The sequence below is a fragment of the Cryobacterium sp. Y82 genome (genome assembly GCF_002929495.1).
In the GTDB taxonomy this organism is placed as follows: Bacteria; Actinomycetota; Actinomycetes; order Actinomycetales; family Microbacteriaceae; genus Cryobacterium; species Cryobacterium serini.
In genome coordinates this window covers 198836-216608 of sequence record NZ_PJJJ01000036.1, presented here as the reverse complement: position 1 = coordinate 216608, position 17773 = coordinate 198836, and the positions used below count along the sequence as shown (strand labels likewise).

Sequence of the window (17773 nt, the reverse complement as noted above, 5' to 3'; positions counted from 1 at the left end):
GCCTGTGGTGCTCTGCTTAGGCTTTCGACTCCTGTTCCGGCTCGTAGACATCCGGAATGCCGTCGTCGTCGCTGTCGATGGCCTCCTTCTCGGCGATGCGCCCATAGTGGCGGTTGCGTAAACGCAGGATCACCGTGGCCAGGAGTGCGGCGAGGAGCGAACCGACCAAAATGGCTACCTTGGCGTGGTCGTCGTGCGGGCTGCCCTGGCCGAAGGCGAGCTCGCTGATCAGCAGCGACACGGTGAAACCGACACCGGCCAGCACGGCGACGCCGGTGACGTCGATCCACGACAGATCGGGGTCGAGCGCCGCCTTCGTGGTCTTGGTCACAATGAAGGTCGCGAGCAACACACCGATCGGCTTGCCAACGACGAGAGCGACAACGATGCCGACCGCGACCGGGTCGGTGAGCGCCCGGTACAGGCCATCGGCGCCGCCGATCGTGACGCCGGCGGAGAAGAAGGCGAACACCGGGATCGCGACTCCGCTGGACAGCGGACGGATTCGATGTTCCAAAGTTTCGGCCAAGCCGGGCCCTGCATTGGGCCCGCCGCCGCGCTTGCTGCGCAGCACAGGCACGGCAAAGCCCAGAAGTACGCCGGCTACGGTCGCGTGCACGCCAGAACCGTGCACGAGCGCCCAGACAATGAAGCCGAGAGGCAGCAATATCAGCCACGCGGCCCAGGCTCTGGTGCCGAAGAAGTACGAGAATTTGTGGGTCAACATCCAGAACAGCGCGATCAGGACCAGGGCCAGCACGAGCGGCAGAACGGAGATGTCGTCCGTGTAAAAGAAGGCGATGATCGTGATGGCAAGCAAATCGTCGACCACGGCGAGAGTCAGCAGAAAGATGCGCAGCGCCGGCGGAAGCTTCGACCCAATAACGGCGAGAACGGCAACGGCAAACGCAATGTCGGTCGCGGTGGGAATTGCCCAGCCGCGCAGTGTTTCGGCGCCCGAGTCAAGGTTGATCAGCACATAGATAAGGGCCGGGACGATCACGCCACCGACCGCGGCGGCTACGGGAACGATGGCACGGCTCACGCTGCGCAGATCGCCTGCGACGAATTCACGCTTCAGTTCGAGGCCAGCGAGAAAGAAGAAGATCGCCAGCAGGCCGTCGGCCGCCCACGCGCCGAGGCTCAGTTCCAGATGCCACGGCTCGTAACCGATTCTGTAGTCGCGCAATGAGTAGTACGCGTCCGCGAAGCCAGAGTTGGCCATGATCAGGGCGGCCACGGTCGCAGCCAGCAAAATGGCACCGCCGACGGTTTCTTTGCGCAAAATACTGGAGATGCGCACGACTTCGCTATGACTGCCGCGGCGCAGAATGGTGGCGGTGGACGGGGCCGATTTGGGCGTGGGCTGGCGGAATGGTTCGGTCATAATAAATCCTCTGGTTTTTCCGGCGCGCTCATGATGTGCCGACCAGACTTCCCGACTCACCTACGTCCAGAATACACGAGGCAGCTGACCGCCCCAAGGAGGCCGTTTACGATGGAACCGATCGAGGAGCGTACAACCATGACAGATCCGTTGTTTTCATCAGCTCGTGCCGCAGCCTCGCTGCCGGAAACGAACTCGGCACCGCCAGCGCCGCGGGCGGCAGACGTCGCGGATCCGGCATCCGCTGTTTGGCCGGCCGCAGCACCGCCGGCCGCAACACCCCTCGAGACGCTCATCGCCACCGTCGCGCGGCTGCGCGCGCCGGGCGGATGCCCATGGGACGCCGACCAGACCCACGCCTCGCTCGTGCGCCACCTGGTGGAAGAGACCCACGAACTGATCGAGGCGATCGAAGACGGCGGCCGGGACGACCTGCTCGAAGAGCTTGGTGATGTGCTCTACCAGGTGCTCTTTCACTCCGACCTGGCTGCCCACACGCCGGAGGAGGACTTCGATATTCAGGATGTCGCGGCGCGCCTGACCGAGAAAATGATCGGGCGGCACCCGCACGTCTTTGGTGACCTCAGCCTCAAGACAGCCGACGAGGTGTCGGCTGCCTGGGACGGTTTCAAGGCTGAGGAGAAGCCGGGGCGCACGAGCGTGCTCGATGGCATCCCGGCAGGCATGCCAGCGCTCGCCCTGGCCGATAAGGTGCTCGGCCGGGCCGAACAGATTGGCCTGCTCGAAGCGGATGCTGGTTTCCCGCTTCCGATCGAGTCCGAGGCTGATCTTGGACCCTTGTTACTGGCCATCGTGGCATCCGCCCGGGCCCAGGGCCTCGACGCCGAACGAGCGCTGCGAACCGCCGTGCGCGATCTGCAGTCTGAGATTCGCGGCGCTGAGCGCCCCGCCGACGATGCCTTCGACGCCGGTATCATCGCCCTGCCGTCCTAACCTCCCGCTGGACTACGCGATGCGACTGCCGGCCGGGAGGTGGGTCGCGGGGGTGCTGGTGCGACGCCACGCCCAGGTGAGGGCGCCGGCGCCCAGCAGTAGATGGATGAATAGTCCGATGAACCAGCTGGGCACCGCGCCGTCGTAGATCTCCTGCTGTGTTGGACCGATGCCGGATTGCTGGTCAGCGTACCCATTGGCGGCCTCGTCGCAGCCGTTGTACTCGGTATACAGCTCTGGAGCGGCCTGCGCGCTCCGCACGCCGACGGCAATCTGGCCGAACAGGTCGGTGGGGTGGCCGCCCGCGTCGAAGCTGCCGGGCGCGGCATCCGCCACCACCACGTACGGGTTCGCGCTAAGGATCCACCAGAAGTAGTCGAAGCGCGGCACGGGGTAGGTCGAGGTCTGGGCGGTGGAGCATACGATATCCGACTGCTTGCCGGTCTGCTCGTCGTAGGTTGACTCCACGACCTGATAGTTCACGCTTGTCGCTTGCTGCTGCGTGGCGGTGCCGAGCAGGGCGAACGCGATGAGCGTGCCGAGGCTGAGGGCCGCAACCAGAAGGTAGGTCAGCACGATCGAAAACAGCGGCCGGGTCAGGATGCCCGACAACCCCACTCCGACCGCCGCGATCATGCCCAGCTCGGCCGCGAGCACCAGTACCGACACGCTGATCGTGCCGAGCGACACTTCGCCGAGAACGACGGCGAAGATCAGAAACGGCAGCGCCGCCGCCAGAAAGGCGAGCGCGGTGATCCAGGCGGCCAGAAACTTGCCGAGCACGAGCTGCCCGGTACTGATGAGCGTAACCTGCGTCGTGGCGAGGGTTCCGGCATCCCGATCGCCGTTGATGGCGTTGCCCGACAGCGCCGGTGACACCAGTGTTCCCAGCAGCAGCACAAAGAAAATGATCGTCGAGAACACCCCGCCGCCGCCGGATAGCCACGCCGAGGTAGCCAGCCAGAGCAGAAACGTGACGATGCCCACGAGCAGCATGAAGACACCCAGCAGCACGTACCAGGAGACGCCGCGCACCCGCTGGCGCAGTTCCAGCGTGACGATTAACCAGAGTCCGGTCAGGAACAGGCGGTTATGGTCGTTCATGGCGCTACCTCCGGGTTGACGACGACAGAACTATGTCGCGCCGGTCGCTCCCGCGTGAGGTCGAGAAAAGTGTGCTCAAGGTTGCCGACGGCCGGCCCGAAATCGCACACCGGCACCCCGCTCAGGACCAGGTTGTGCAGTAGAGCGGCGGCGGAGGCTTCATTTTCAACCTGTACGAGGGTGCCGAGCTGGTCCACGCCGAGAACCCGCACGAGCGCGCCGACCACGCCGGGCGTAGCCAGCGCACGTTCCAGTGCTGACTCATCGAGTGAGCGGATACGCCAGGATCTGGCACTCGCGCCCGCCGCGGCCACCTGCTCCGGGCTCGCCGTGCGCCCGTCGGCGAGATACACCGCGGCATCGGCCATTTCGTCGAGTTCGGCGAGAACGTGACTGGAAACGAGAATCGCGGCGCCCTCGCCGGCCAGACGGCGCAGCAGCTGGCGCAGCGATGCACGGGCCGCGGGGTCGAGGCCGGAGGCCGGCTCGTCGAGCAGCAGCACTCCGGGGGAGTGCACGAGCGCCCTGGCCAGGCTCAGGCGTTGTTTCTGGCCGCGCGACAGCACCCGCGATGGCCGGTCAGCGAAGTCACCGAGGTCGGTCAGCGCGATCAGTTCGTCGGCGCGCACGGCGGCTTGCTCGCCGGTCAGGCGGTACATCCGGCCGGTGGTCTGCAGGGCTGCTCGGGCGCTCAGGCTCGGCCAGGAACCAAGTGTGTCCGGCATCCAGCCCATGACGGCGCGCACCCGTTCCGGCTCGATAACGGGGTCGTGACCGTTAATGCGGATGGTGCCGGTATCGGGGGTGAGCAACGTTGCGAGCATGAGTAGCAGCGTGGTCTTGCCCGAGCCGTTTGGCCCGATCAGGGCCGTGACCGACCCGGCCGGAACGGTCAGCGTCGCGCCCCGCAGCGCGAACACACTCCCGAACGATCGGCTGACCCCGGTCACCGCGATCCCGCTGGGTACGATCCCGCCAGATCCGAAAACTGTCGTCGCCGACATCGACACACCCCCACTTGTTTCCCCCGAGTCTAGGGCGCACTCCCGTTCGGGGGCGGGCGGTGAATCGCACCCACGGCAACTGAGAGAATTACCTCATGGCTATTGCAGTGACCCCGCCGCGCGGCATGCGCGATTTCCTCCCCGCCGACAAGGCCGTACGCGAACGCTCCCTCGGCATCATCCGCGAGAGTTTTCGGGCGCACGGCTTCGACGAGATCGAAACCCCGGTCATGGAAGACTCCGCCCGCCTGCACTCCGGTCTCGGCGGCGACAATGAGAAGCTCGCCTTCGCGGTGCTCAAGCGCGGCCTCAGCGCAGCCGACGTCGCGGCCGCGGCCGAGCAGGACGACCTGCTGTCCCTGGCCGATCTCGGGCTGCGCTTTGACCTGACGGTTCCGCTCGCCCGGTTCTACGCCACCCACCGGGCCGCGTTGCCCGCCGTGTTCCGTTCGATTCAAATTGCTCCGGTCTGGCGGGCCGAACGCCCGCAAAAGGGCCGCTACCGCCAGTTCATGCAGTGCGACATCGACATCATCGGTGAGGCCGGCCCGCTCGCCGAGATCGAACTGATCACCGCAACGGCCGCGACCCTCGACCAGCTCGGCCTCACGGGCTGCTCCATTCGCATTAACGACCGCCGCATCCTCAGCGCCCTGCTCGCCCACTGGGGCGTCGCGTCAGAACTGACCGAGCGGGCATTGATCGTAATCGACAAGCTCGACAAGATCGGTGTTGATGGTGTTGCCACGGAGCTCGGCGCCCTCGGCATCGATGCCCCCAACCTGGCCGCCCTGCTCACCGAGCTCGGCACCGGCGGCTGGTCCCTCGGCGACAGCGCGCCGGAGTGGCTCAACGCGGAGGCGTTCGCCGACCTGACTGCCCTGCGCGTCGCCCTGCCCGGCGTCGACCTCGCGTTTGACCCCACCCTGGTGCGCGGCATGGGCTACTACACGGGAACCATCTTCGAGATTTCCCATCCTGACCTGGCTTATTCCCTCGGCGGCGGCGGTCGTTACGACGGAATGATCGGCCGGTTCCTCGGCACCGACGTACCCGCCTGCGGATTCTCGATCGGCTTTGAACGCATCGTCGACCTGCTGCAAGCGGATGCCGCATCCGCTCAGCACGCCGTCGTACTCGTATACGAGAAAGACGCCCATCCGGCTCTTCTCGTCGCCCTCAAGCGCGACCTCGTCGCCGGGGGGCTGCGGGTGCGTTTGGAACGCCGCACCAAGAACCTCAAGGCCGTGCTTGACCGGGCTGGAGAGGCCGGTTACGGACGCTTCGCGTTCGTAACCGTTGACACGCAGGCGGCGGTCGACCTCGACTTTAAACCGCTCGGCGCCTGACGCCGGTTCGGCGGATCGGTCGACAGGTTTGGTTAGACTGAAATCGCCCGGTCCCCCGGCACACCCCTACTTTCATTCCGACCAGTACCCCGGCGTCTAGCCAGACGTTCACCCCCGACAAATCAGGAGACAGTTGTGGCCCTAATTGAGGCAGTAGACGCACGCGAAATTCTCGATTCCCGCGGCAACCCGACTATCGAGGTCGAAGTTTTGCTCGGCGACGGAACCGTCAGCCGCGCCGCAGTGCCGTCCGGCGCGTCCACCGGGGTGTTCGAGGCCTATGAGCTGCGCGACGGCGATAAAGCCCGCTACCAGGGCAAGGGCGTGCTCAAGGCTGTCGAAGCAGTGATCGACGACCTCGGCCCCGCGGTCGAAGACATCGACGCGACCGACCAGCGCATCGTCGACCTCGTACTCATCGAAGCCGACGGCACCGATAACAAGGAGCGCCTCGGCGCCAACGCCATCCTGGGCGTCAGCCTGGCCGTGGCCAAGGCTGCAGCCAGCTCAGCCGGCCTGCCGTTGTTTCGCTACCTTGGCGGTCCGAATGCCCACACCCTGCCGGTGCCCCTGATGAACATCATCAACGGCGGCTCGCACGCTGACAACGATGTCGACATCCAGGAATTCATGATCGTTCCGCTCGGTGCTGAGTCGTTCAGCGAGGCGCTGCGCTGGGGCGTTGAAATCTACCACTCGCTCAAGGCGCTGCTGCAGTCCAAAGGCCTGTCCACCGGCCTCGGCGACGAGGGCGGCTTCGCCCCCAACCTGCCAAGCAACCGGGCCGCGCTCGACCTCATCGTCGAAGCCATCAAGAGCGCCGGTTACGTTCCCGGCAAGGACATCGCCCTCGCCCTCGACGTCGCCGCAAGCGAGTTCTTCAAGGACGGCAGCTACAACTTCGAGGGCAAGAAGTTCTCGGCCGAAGAAATGAGCGCCTACTACGCCGAGCTCGTCACCGACTACCCGCTCGTCTCCCTCGAAGACCCGCTCGAGGAAGACGACTGGGACGGCTACGTTCACCTCACCGCGTCACTCGGCGACAAGGTACAGATCGTTGGAGACGACCTGTTCGTGACCAACCCCGTGCGCCTGGCCAAGGGCCTTGCGCTCAAGGCCGCGAACTCCATCCTGGTCAAGGTCAATCAGATCGGTACCCTGACCGAGACAATGGATGCCGTCTCGCTTGCCCAGCGCGCCGGCTACACCGCGATCATCTCGCACCGCTCGGGCGAGACCGAGGACACCTTCATCGCCGATCTCGCCGTCGCAACGGATGCGGGCCAGATCAAGACCGGCGCTCCCGCACGCAGCGAGCGCGTCGCCAAGTACAACCAACTGCTGCGCATTGAAGAAGAACTCGGCGAGGCCGCTGTGTACGCGGGCCGCTCCGCGTTCCCCCGCTTTACCGCGTAGCAAGGCCCGACAGCAGCCACGGGCTCCCGACCACCGTTTTTCGGCTGGTCGGGGGCCCACAGCTTTCGCTTGGTACGATTTTCACCAGCAGGTTCAGCGCCAGCGAAAGGAGTTGCCATGGATCAGAAACGACCGGCCCCACGGCAACCCGTCGTCTCAGAGACCGAAACGCCCGCGGGCGGGTGGCTGCGCAGCATCCGCTTCTCCGGATTCTCGCTCGTGATGATGGTCGTGCTGATCCTCGCCGTCGTGGTCCTCGCGCCGAGCCTGCGCACCTACGCCGAGCAGCGGCAGCAGATCAGCCAGCTCAGTGCCGCTGTCGCTGACCAGAAGGCCGAGGTTGACCAGCTCACCAGCCAGCGGGAACGCTGGAACGACCGCACCTACGTCACGACGCAGGCACGCGAGCGGTTGTCGTACGTGTTGCCGGGTGACATCAGTTTTCTCGTCATCAACGACCTGCCGGTCGTCGCTCCGCTCGAAGCGGAGGCGAGCCCGGTCAGTACCGATATTCAAAGCACCACAATTGATTGGCTTGGTTCCTTGTTCGCCTCCACCATGACCGCCGGCCTCGCTCCGCAAGCCGCAGCGCCAGCCACGGATGCCCCCGCACCGGTGGCTCCGTGACCCGGCCGCCGTTCGATCCGTTTACTCCGGCCGACATCGACCTCGTTTCGGCCCAGCTCGGCCGCCCGGCCCGCAACGTCGTCGGCATCGCCGCTCGCTGTGTTTGTGGCGCGCCGACCGTGGTCGCTACCGCTCCCCGGCTGGCCGACGGTACGCCGTTCCCCACCCTGTACTACCTCTGCCACCCGGCCGCGACGGCCGCGATCTCGTCGCTTGAAGCTACCCAGGTGATGAACGAATACAACGACCTGCTCGCCGACGATGACGAGGTGCGCGCCGCCTATCAAGCCGCTCACGAGAGTTTTCTGTTCGACCGCGAGCAGCTCGGAACCGTGTCGGAGATCGCCGGGATCTCCTCAGGCGGCATGCCGAGTCGGGTCAAATGCCTGCATGCCCTCGCCGCGCACTCCCTGGCTGCTGGGCCCGGCGTTAACCCGATCGGTGACCTCGCGCTGGCGCGTGCGGACTGGTCGCCAACGATCTGTGTCTGCCTGGACTACTCCGCCACGGCCGCCACCGCCGGGACGGATCCGGAGTGACTCCGACCGCACAACGGGTTAGTCGGCGTCGGGTCAGCGCGGGCCTCGCGGTCGCCCTCACTGCAGCGCTCTTCGGAGGCACTGTCGCGGGTTCCGTCGTGCTCGACGCATCCGCCGCCCATGCCGACCAGATTCGTGACCTGCAGTACTGGCTCAACGACTACGGGTTTACCGAAGCTTGGAATACCACGCGCGGCGCGGGCGTCACCGTCGCCGTTATCGACTCCGGGGTCAACGGCAGCGTCCCCGAGTTGAACGGCGTTGTGACCGGGGGAACGGATGTCTCCGGCCTCGGCTCCGCAAACGGCCAGACTCCGGTCGCCGGTGACGACGATGACGGCGAGCACGGCACCCTGGTGGCTTCGCTGCTGGCCGGTCGCGGCACCGGTGACGGTACGGGCCTCATCGGAGTCGCGCCGGAAGCATCCATTCTGGCGGTGTCGGTGGGGTTCGGCAGCACCCGTTCCGCAGTCAGCAACGATGACCAGATCGCGCAGGGCATCCGCTGGGCTGTTGACAACGGCGCCGACGTCATCAACATGTCGCTCACCCGGAACACGCTGTATTGGCCGGAGAGCTGGGATGAGGCCTTTCTTTACGCTTTTGACAATGATGTTGTCGTGGTGGCTGCGGCCGGAAACCGGGGGAGTGGCACTACCGAGGTCGGTGCTCCCGCGACGATCCCCGGCGTGCTGACGGTGGCAGGTGTCGACCGCAACAAGACGGCGAGCTTCGATGCGTCCTCGCAGGGCATCACCATCGCCATCGCCGCTCCGAGTGAGAAGCTAGTCGGCGTCATGCCCGATTCCAGCTACGTTCAGTGGGACGGAACCAGCGCGGCTGCGCCGATCGTGTCCGGGCTGGTCGCCCTCGTGCGGGCAGCCTATCCAGATCTCGATGCGACGGGCGTCATGAACAGGGTCATCGCGACCGCGCACGCCAACGGGCAGTCTGTGCCGAGTCCGATCTACGGCAATGGCCTGATCGATGCCGCCGCTGCGGTGACCCGCTATGTCGCTCCGGCGACCGGGCCCACCCCGAGCGCGCTACTGACCGAGTGGATCACATTGCACCGTCGTGCCGAGATCGAGGTGGTTCCCACCGAAGTTCCGGTCGTTGAGGCTCCGGCAGCCGCTGACAAGGACCCCGCTCTACCCGCCCAAAATGTGCTCACGGCTTGGCTGCCGAACCAACTGACATTGACCTATATCAGTCTGCCGCTCGCTGTACTCGTGGTGTTTGGTATCCTAGTAACGCTGTTAGGCATTGGGGCCACTCGGCATATCAAGCGAATTCGGCGCAAACCCAAAGATTTCGCACAATAATAATCCTGTAGGAGGCCTTCTCATCGTGCCCAAAATTCTCATTGTTGGTGGCGGATACGCCGGTTTTTACACGGCGTGGAAGCTCGAGAAGTGGCTGCGATCCGGCGAAGCCGAGGTCACCATTGTTGACCCGCTGCCGTACATGACGTACCAGCCCTTCCTTCCGGAGGTCGCTGCCGGATCCATTGAGCCCCGTCACGCGGTCGTGTCGCACCGTCGTCACCTCAAGAAAACCAACGTCGTCTCTGCCAAGGTCTCGTACATCAATCACGCGGAGAAAACCGCCACGATCACGCCGACGATCGGCGAGCCGTACGAGTTCGCGTACGACATCATCGTGGTTACCGCAGGTGCGGTGTCGCGCACCTTCCCCATTCCGGGCGTCGCCGACCAGGCCATCGGCCTCAAGACCATCGAAGAGGCCGTGGCCATTCGCGACCGTGTGCTGACCAACTTCGACCGCGCTGCCGCGCTGCCGGCCGGACCCGAGCGCGAACGCCTTTTGACTTTCATCGTGGTCGGTGGCGGTTTCGCTGGCATCGAGGTATTTGCCGAGTTGCGTTCCTTCGCCACCTCGTTGCTCACGCTCTACCCGGAGATCAGCTTCGAAGAGACCAACTTTCACCTCATCGAAGCCATGGGCCGCATCATGCCCGAAGTTTCGCTCAAGACGAGCCTGTGGGTTATCGACAATCTGGCCAGCCGTGGTGCCCAGATTCACCTCGACACCCAGCTGACCAGCGCGGTCGACGGCAAGATTGAACTCTCCACCGGAGAGACTTTCGAGACTGACCTCATTGTCTGGACCGCCGGCGTCATGGCCAACCCCACGATCGTGCGTCACACCGACCTGCCCATCGAGGAGCGCGGTCGCCTGCGGGTTCGCGCTGACCTGCGGGTCGGAACCGAAGATGACATCATCGCTGACGCCTGGGGCGCCGGCGACGTGAGCTGCGTTCCTGACCTGAGTGGTGGCGGTGTGGGCGGTAACTGCGTACCCAACGCCCAGCATGCTGTGCGCCAGGGCAAGCTGCTCGCTAAGAACCTCGTTGCAGTGCTTCGCGGCGAAGAGCCCGTGCAGTATTTGCACAAGAACCTCGGGGCCGTCGCCGGTCTCGGCGTCGGTGTCGGCGTGTTCCAGAGTGGCAACCTTGCCATCACCGGCATGCCGGCGTGGTTCGCCCATCGCGGCTACCACGGACTGGCCATGCCGAGCTGGGAGCGCAAGCTGCGCGTCGTCTGGGGCTGGGTCAACAACGTGGTCCTCGGTCGCGATATCGTCTCGCTGAGCGCCACCGAGAACCCGCGCGCAGTGTTCGAAGAGTTCGCTTCGCGTCCCAAGGCGCCGGCACCGGTCGAAGCACCCGCCGCCAAGGCGCCGACGGCTCCGCGAGCGCCCCGTGCGCCGCGCAAGCCCACGGTTAAGGCTGCTGCAGCGGATGCCGCCGCTGGCGCGAACCAGACACCCGTCGCGCAGAAGGCTGCCGCTAAGGCATCCGCTTCGAAGTAAGTTTCTCGCTAGGTGCTGCCGGGCGCGATCATCGCCCGGCAGCATCTAGGCTGTAACCGCCCGTCATCGGGCACGCCCCCATAGCCCAATTGGCAGAGGCAGACGACTTAAAATCGTCACAGTCTGGGTTCAAGTCCCAGTGGGGGCACCACGCATATGTCGGCGCTGATCACTGTTCTAACTTTGTGGCAGGTCCGTCAGGTGCCTCGTTTGCCCATATTATGCCCGTGCTGCTGAGCCTGCGGCGAGGCGCAACTGTGGGTGGCGTGCATGGACGGCGCTTTCCTGCCCCGGTTGTCCCCACTTCACCGGGCACTATCTCGGAGGCGCCGCGCGGTACCGCAGAATTCGGCTTTCCAGCGCTGGTGGTCCGGTGCGCGTCCGCCCTACGGATGGGCGCAGTTCGCGTTCAGCCAGTCGATCGCGCCGGCCCAGGTCGGATCCTCGCCAACAGTTGCGGGGCCGGTTTGCTGATCGGGTTCGATACCGTGTGGGTAGGTGAGCCCGGTGCGGTCCGCCATGCGGGTTCCCGTCAGCACGATAACCGCGCCGTCGGACATCGTCTTTACCGTGTTCCCGGTCGCGAAACCCGCGGTCGTCGTTTCTCCGAAAGTGCGCACGCCCGGTTGGCCCCGGAACGCCAGGAGTGTCGACTCGCCTGCGCTGGAGGTTGGACCCTGCAGGACGGCGATGTTCCGACCGGCTTGCGATGAGCCGGCCACGGGTGACGTGACAAGAGTTTCGGTTGATCCGTCGGTTTCGTATGTTACGTCGGAGCCGTCAATGCGCACAACTTCCGGCGTCCCATCCCCGCGTATGAACGACAACACGGCGCCTTGAGAGAGCAAGGGCGTCACCGCCCCGAGCATAGGGAAGGAATTGCCGCCCCCATTGCCGCGAAGGTCCACGATCCACCCGCACTGTGCCCGCGTTTCTGCGTCTGAAATGCCCTGCGCACCAGCGTCGATATAGGCCTGGTCTTCTCTCGTGTCGCTGCTACTGAACTCGGGAACATCGATGGCAGCGATACTGCCCGTGGCAAAGCTGACGACCGGCCGATTTTTCCCCGTTGTCGGCAACTGGAACGAGGCCAGCTGGCCGGCGGGCAGGACGAAGCGACTATGCACTTTTCCTCCGGCGGCCCACACTGCCCACATCAGTGAACTGTGGATCTCCGCGATGGTCTCCGCAGAGGACGCGCTCGCCAGTGCGAGAGCTCGAGCTTCCTTCCACTTTCTGCCAGTGGCGTAGAGGCCGTTTTCATCCATGAAGTCGAGGGCAGATGCCACGTACGCGCGAACCGCGGGATTTCCCGAGGGCGGAGGTTTGCCCAGTGCGGCTGGTCCACAGCCCGTCACAGAAACAGTCAGGCCAAAAACCAGTGCGACGAGAACCAGATCGCGGAGACCAGAGCGTCTACTGGCAGCCATGGCACGTCCCCCAATGCAAAGCCCGCCCCCGTGGAGTGACTTGTCCTGTTCTGACGCAAGCATAGGGGCCACCTGCTCGCGCCGCGCCATAAAGCACCACGACTCGGCAGCCCGCTGACCGTTCCGTCACATTCGCCCGGATGGCGGGAAGGCCGAGCCCCGCTATATGTTCCTGCCGCAGGTGGGGCTACGGGTATGCCACCGAGGCATGCGCAGCGGCACTTCGGTGGTTCGTGGGCGCGCGCCCGGCGAGCCAGTGGTGCTCGGCACGCAGGCCGCCAACGACGCCTCGGTGCGCGTCGCGGAGACGCTGGGGTTCGGATGGTTGCGGAGGCCCTGCGCCAACCCACAGCGATGCTCCAGCTTGCGAATCCGACAATCGCAAAACCAGCGATCAGTGCCAGGACTCGCAGCATGTCCGTGCTCATGCCGTACTCTGTGGCGATGATCTCGCCGATGGGACCATTCGAGAGAGATTGGATAAGGGCGGCACCGCTGAAGGTGATTAGCGGAAGAGTCGTGAGAAGGATCCTGAGGAGTCGAACCCAGGTGAGATAGTACCGTGGGCCGATCAGGCCAGCGGTCGGTCGATGTACCCAGCGGCATACATTTGATCGGAACAACGGTGCAGATCAGGTCGCTCCTGACCGCCTAATGATGCCGCCTCTTTGCGCGTTGTCCGGGCGCTTATCGGTGCCGCGCATGAACCACGGTTCGATCGCGGAGTCCGCAACCCACCCGTTCGTGTTGGGTTACGAAGTCTAGGCTGAGCAGGTTTGTATCGTGCAGGCGGTAGGGGGTGGGTTTACGGTGCAGTGTCGAGCCTGAACGGCCCCTTGTTGCCGTGCACCATCACCGCGATGATTGACTCATGGCAGATAAAGCGAACGATGTCGATGCGGTCTGGGATGACTGGAAAAAGGCGGTCACGATGACCGCCAGTGAGATCACGTCGTGGCTCGACACCGACGAATCTCGGGAGGTCGGGCAGAAAGATGATGGCAGCGGAGAATCCATCGGGCATCGGTCCGGCCGCAGGATCGTGACGATTCTTGGAACCAAGAAAGCCGATCTGACCGCGTCCGATATCGAACACATGCATAAGGTGGTCGGCTACGTGAAGCGGCATGGTGCCCAGGGACCAGAATCCGATGTCGAGCACTCACGATGGCGTTACTCGTTAATGAACTGGGGAAACGATCCGCTGAAGTAGCCCTGCGGCTACAAGAGCAAGCAGCGGTCGATTATTGGCGTGGGGTAGTCGGTCAGGGCGCCGGCCCTTCTGTCACCGCTGGAACGCGCCTTATCAGTGCGTGCGGAGGCCGTAGGTGAGCAGCGCGTTGCCCTTGCTCGTCTTTGACGATGACTGCAGCGTCAGCCGAGTCACCGGGTCGGTCGGCTCGAACAAATGACGTCCCTCGCCCGCGACTACGGGGTGTGTCATGAGGAGGAGCGAGTCGAGCAGCCCGGCAAACAAAAGCTGCCGCACCAGCGAGATACCGCCGACCAGGGAAATCTCGCCGCCCTCTGTGTTCTTCAGGTCCGTCACGAATTCCTTGAGGTCGCCTGTGATGAGCGTTGAATTCTGCCAGGCCAGGTCACCAGTCAACGTGCGCGAGGCGACGAATTTCTGCACCGGATTGATGAATGCTCCGAACGGGTCGTCGTTCTCGGGGCTGGGCCAGTAGCTGGCCCACTGCTCATAGCCGACTCGCCCAAGCAGAACCGTGTCGACGCGGCTCATCATGGCGGTCATTTCACCACCCAGCTCCTCGTCAAAGCTGTCGAACTGCCAGAGGTTTGGCGACTCGACCACGCCATCGAGAGACATGAACAGGCCGGCGGTTAGTTTTCGCATCAGAGTTCTCCCAAGATCGGTGGAATGCTAGTACGGATCAGCGCAGACGGTCAAGGTAGCGCAGAATAACTCCCTCGCGCAGTGCCCACGGCGACACCTCGAGTTCCGCGGCCCCGAACGCAGCCATCGCTGCGCCGAGCACAATGCCGCCGGCCACGATCTGAAACGTGCGATCGGCGGTGATGCCGGGCAGCGCCGGGCGGGCTTCGGCTGGGATCCGGGCCAGCCGCGGCACCCAGTCATCGAGTTCGGTACGGCCGAGGCGCAGCCGATCGGAGGCTCCGACGCCGTCCGAGGTCGTGCCGGCCAAGCGGGCCAGCGAACGAATCGCTTTTGACGACCCGACAATGTGGTGCGGTGCTGGCAGCTGTGCGAACGCTCCGACGGCATCGTGCAAAACGGATGCCGCGTGCTTGCGCAACGCAGACACCTCTTCCGGGAGCGGGGGATCGTGGTGCAGAAATCCGACGGTACTGCGCCCAGCGCCGAGTGGAAGAGACAGTGCGACCTCGGGAAACTCATCGCCGCCGGCGGCGATCTCCAGCGACCCGCCGCCAATGTCGAAGAGAAGAATATTGCCGGCCGACCAGCCGTACCAGCGTCGCACGGCGAGAAAGGTTAGCCGGGCCTCGTCCTCGCCCGACAATACCTGGAGGGACACACCGGTTTCTCGTTCTACCCGGTCGAGCAGCTCTGGACCGTTGGTCGCCTCACGCAGGGCCGAGGTCGCGAACGGCAACAGTTCGTCGATGTTGTGTTGCTGGGCAACATCCGCTGCGTGCTGCACGGATTTCAGAACCGCTGCGACACCCTCATCGTTGATGGCGCCCTCGGGAGTGATGTAGCGCATGAGACGCAGGACGCTCTTGTCGGCGGCCATCGGCACGGGCGGGGCACCTGCGTGCGCGTCGACAACTAACAGGTGGACGGTATTTGAACCGACATCGAGAACTCCAAGGCGCACATGTGTACGATACCGCTTGCCGCGGGCTAGCGTTGTGTCGGGCCGACGAAGCGCTGCCAGACCCACGCGCTCGCGCACAGCGCCGCAAAGGTGGAGGCAGCAATCCAGAGTGCCATTCCGGTGCCGTCGTTCTCCAGCTGTTCAAACACGGGGGCGAGCGCCGCGAACAGAATGCCGTAGGTGACAACGGTCAGACCCGTCCACAGCGGAGGCGACCAGGCCAGGATACGGCGACCGCTCGTGTGGCCGATGGGCACCAGAATTAGCACTGCAGAGCCGATGGCAGCGAGCACGATCGTGTTGATGGTCTCCGCAGTGAGCGACGTGACGAAATCACTGGCGCCGGGTAGCAGCGACCCGAAAAACCAGGCGAGAACGGCGAAGGCTGTGAGCGCGCCCACCCGTACCGCGGCGAGTTGGCCGCGCTGCGGGCCTGTAGGCTGCGCGCCGGCCTGGCCCGAAGCATCCGTTGTGGCCGAGAGGGTGATGCTGCCGAGGAGTCCGAACAGCAGCGCGGGATGCACGTCGAACACCCGGGAGGCGATCGCGGCGGCCGCGATGATCAGTAGATAACGCGGCAAAAAAGTGACTGTTCCGTGCTGGCGCATCACTCGCGAACTCCACCACAGCGGAACCAGGATGGCCACAGCGTTGACCAGAACCAGCCCGATGATCACGGCGATGAGCAGACGCAGGTAGGCGGGCTGGTCGACGACGGGGCCTGACAGCATGACAAAGGTCGCGGCGGCCAGCAGAGCCGCACCGCCGCGCAGCCATCGGTTGAGGTTTATCGTCGGGGCGACCTCGAATTCTTCACGCACTCGGTTTCGTCCCGCTAGTGACGGCAGCGCCCGACCGCCGCGGGAGCGGGAGATGGCGCCCGCGAGCATTCGTAGGGGCACCGCGATCAAAAGCAGCGCGCCGAGGGCTAGCAGTCCGGCCTGCAACCAGGAAAACGGAGAGTCGCTGCCGGTGGGACCGATGGCCGCGGCAAACCGGGTCGGGTCATTCCACCGGCCGGGGAAAGCGGATGCCGCTTCCCCCTGGTGTTCCGGCTCGGCAACCTCTGGGCCGGGCGCGTTGGTATCCGGTGCCGGGCTGGGCGACGGCTGCGAAGGCTCCGTAGGAACGCCGGGCACGGCAACCGAACCGTCCGGTGGCGGTGAGGCCACCGGGCTCGGGGTTGGCGTGACCGGTGGTGTTGCCGAGGCGGACTCAGACGGCGTCGGGGACGCTGTCGTCTCGGCGACGTAGCTGACCGACAGGGGAGTGCTACCCGGACCGACGTTGCCAGCGTCATCTTTCTGCACGGCGCTGACCGAGTACGACCCGGCGGCCACGCCTCCGGCCGAGCAGGTCCACGTTCCGCCGGTCACTGGGGTCGAACAGACCGAGTACGCGCCGGCGAACACCGTGACGGTGGCGCCGGTTTCTCCGGTTCCGGTGTACTGGGTACCGGCGACCGAAACCTGCGTGCCGGCGCTGGGAGCCGTGACGACCGGGGCGTCCGGTGCGGTGACATCGAACAGGATTTTCTTCGGCGCGCTCGCGTTCGACGATGACGGGCTGCTGAACGTCGAACTCTGGCTCGCCGTGACGTCCTGGCTGCCATTGCCGAGGCCGGAGAACAGGCAGGCCCAAGCGCCGGAACCATCTGCGGTGCTGTTGCAGGTGTCTCCGTTGGGCAGGGATGCCGTCACCGTGGCCTGGGGGTGTCCGGTTCCGCGCACCCAGCCGTTGGAATCCGCACCGGTCAGGCCGCCGAGCACCGTCGGGGCACCGAGCACGGCGACGGCAATGTCGTCACTCAGACTGGGAAAACCGGTTACCACTACGCGCAGGGTGATGTTAGGGCCGTTCTGCAGGTAGACGTTGCGGCAGCTCCAGGAGGTCGATAAGTCGTCGACGATGCAGAGCGGGTCTCCGCCGCGTGGCGACAACAACTGAATCTCCTGGTCGGCGGCTTTCGACCCTGAAACAGTGGTGCGGTTGCTGCTGATGAATTGCCCGTTGCCCGGGCTCTCGATCCGAGGGCTCTGCGCGGAGTCGGTCGTCGCGTTCGGGTTCGGTTGCTCGGTCGTCGAGGGGGTCACGTCGGGCGTCGCCTGCTGCACCGTGGCCGGCGTAGCGGTCTCGTCGGCCTGCGCCGTTGCGAGTACGGGTGTCGTCAGAACCAGGGCGCACCCGAGAACGAGGGCGGCGAGAGTCTCGACGCTGCGGGAGTGTCGCGGGCGCACGGAAGTGCTCCGGACTGCGCTACGAGCCGATTGGAACACAACTCACCCCCTGACCCAATTTGAGGGGCA

General features: G+C 65.0%; 15 protein-coding genes and 1 tRNA gene. 9 read left to right on the top strand and 7 right to left on the bottom strand.

All coding sequences use genetic code 11. The annotated features are described in order from the left end of the window. Nucleotides 1-16: 16 nt before the first annotated feature. Entirely contained in the window at nucleotides 17-1387 is a 1371-nt protein-coding gene (nhaA, locus tag CXY70_RS14600) for a Na+/H+ antiporter NhaA (RefSeq protein ID WP_104193055.1), read from the bottom strand. 138 nt (nucleotides 1388-1525) lie between these two features. Here nhaA and CXY70_RS14595 point away from each other — a divergent pair, with 138 nt between their 5' ends. Then, entirely contained in the window at nucleotides 1526-2341 is an 816-nt protein-coding gene (locus CXY70_RS14595) for a MazG family protein (protein WP_104193204.1), read from the top strand. 12 nt (nucleotides 2342-2353) lie between these two features. On the opposite strand, the gene CXY70_RS14590 is transcribed toward CXY70_RS14595, so the two are convergent. Beyond that, a complete protein-coding gene (locus tag CXY70_RS14590) occupies nucleotides 2354-3445 on the bottom strand; it encodes an ABC transporter permease (protein WP_104193054.1) in 1092 nt (363 codons plus the stop codon). After that, on the bottom strand, nucleotides 3442-4449 hold the full coding sequence (locus tag CXY70_RS14585) for an ABC transporter ATP-binding protein (RefSeq protein ID WP_233205952.1): 1008 nt from the start codon (nucleotides 4447-4449) through the stop codon (nucleotides 3442-3444). The genes CXY70_RS14590 and CXY70_RS14585 overlap by 4 nt, the downstream gene beginning before the upstream one ends. Nucleotides 4450-4544: 95 nt before the next feature. On the opposite strand from CXY70_RS14585, the gene hisS reads away from it, so the two are divergent. From hisS to CXY70_RS14550, 7 genes are all read left to right on the top strand, one after another. Next, nucleotides 4545-5798, top strand: coding sequence for a histidine--tRNA ligase (hisS, locus tag CXY70_RS14580; protein WP_104193053.1), 1254 nt, complete (start codon nucleotides 4545-4547; stop codon nucleotides 5796-5798). Nucleotides 5799-5933: 135 nt separating this feature from the next. Beyond that, complete coding sequence (gene eno / locus CXY70_RS14575) at nucleotides 5934-7214, top strand: phosphopyruvate hydratase (protein ID WP_104193052.1); 1281 nt, start codon at nucleotides 5934-5936, stop codon at nucleotides 7212-7214. Nucleotides 7215-7331: 117 nt separating this feature from the next. Beyond that, a complete protein-coding gene (locus CXY70_RS14570) occupies nucleotides 7332-7841 on the top strand; it encodes a septum formation initiator family protein (RefSeq protein ID WP_104193051.1) in 510 nt (169 codons plus the stop codon). After that, entirely contained in the window at nucleotides 7838-8380 is a 543-nt protein-coding gene (locus CXY70_RS14565; protein WP_104193050.1) for a DUF501 domain-containing protein, read from the top strand. Before CXY70_RS14570 ends, CXY70_RS14565 begins: the two co-directional genes overlap by 4 nt. Beyond that, nucleotides 8377-9705: a S8 family serine peptidase gene (locus CXY70_RS14560; RefSeq protein WP_104193049.1), complete on the top strand. Its 1329-nt coding sequence runs from the start codon at nucleotides 8377-8379 to the stop codon at nucleotides 9703-9705. Before CXY70_RS14565 ends, CXY70_RS14560 begins: the two co-directional genes overlap by 4 nt. A gap of 25 nt (nucleotides 9706-9730) precedes the next feature. Then, on the top strand, nucleotides 9731-11215 hold the full coding sequence (locus CXY70_RS14555) for an NAD(P)/FAD-dependent oxidoreductase (RefSeq protein ID WP_104193048.1): 1485 nt from the start codon (nucleotides 9731-9733) through the stop codon (nucleotides 11213-11215). A 74-nt stretch (nucleotides 11216-11289) separates the two neighbouring features. Further along, nucleotides 11290-11366: transfer RNA gene (locus tag CXY70_RS14550), tRNA-Leu, on the top strand. Between the two features lie 235 nt (nucleotides 11367-11601). On the opposite strand, the gene CXY70_RS14545 is transcribed toward CXY70_RS14550, so the two are convergent. Next, nucleotides 11602-12735 carry a S41 family peptidase gene (locus CXY70_RS14545; RefSeq protein WP_104193047.1) on the bottom strand — a complete coding sequence of 378 codons (1134 nt, stop codon included), beginning with the start codon at nucleotides 12733-12735 and terminating at the stop codon, nucleotides 11602-11604. A 781-nt stretch (nucleotides 12736-13516) separates the two neighbouring features. Here CXY70_RS14545 and CXY70_RS14535 point away from each other — a divergent pair. After that, nucleotides 13517-13858: a DUF3140 domain-containing protein gene (locus CXY70_RS14535; RefSeq protein ID WP_104193046.1), complete on the top strand. Its 342-nt coding sequence runs from the start codon at nucleotides 13517-13519 to the stop codon at nucleotides 13856-13858. Nucleotides 13859-13951: 93 nt separating this feature from the next. Here CXY70_RS14535 and CXY70_RS14530 read toward each other — a convergent pair whose 3' ends face one another. From CXY70_RS14530 to CXY70_RS14520, 3 genes are read right to left on the bottom strand one after another with little or no spacing between them, the layout of a single operon-like run. Beyond that, nucleotides 13952-14503, bottom strand: coding sequence for a dihydrofolate reductase family protein (locus CXY70_RS14530; RefSeq protein ID WP_104193045.1), 552 nt, complete (start codon nucleotides 14501-14503; stop codon nucleotides 13952-13954). Nucleotides 14504-14540: 37 nt separating this feature from the next. Further along, nucleotides 14541-15467, bottom strand: a complete 927-nt coding sequence (locus CXY70_RS14525; RefSeq protein WP_104193044.1) for a Ppx/GppA phosphatase family protein — start codon at nucleotides 15465-15467, stop codon at nucleotides 14541-14543. A gap of 26 nt (nucleotides 15468-15493) precedes the next feature. Further along, a complete protein-coding gene (locus CXY70_RS14520; RefSeq protein WP_104193043.1) occupies nucleotides 15494-17704 on the bottom strand; it encodes a hypothetical protein in 2211 nt (736 codons plus the stop codon). Between the last annotated feature and the right edge of the window lie 69 nt (nucleotides 17705-17773).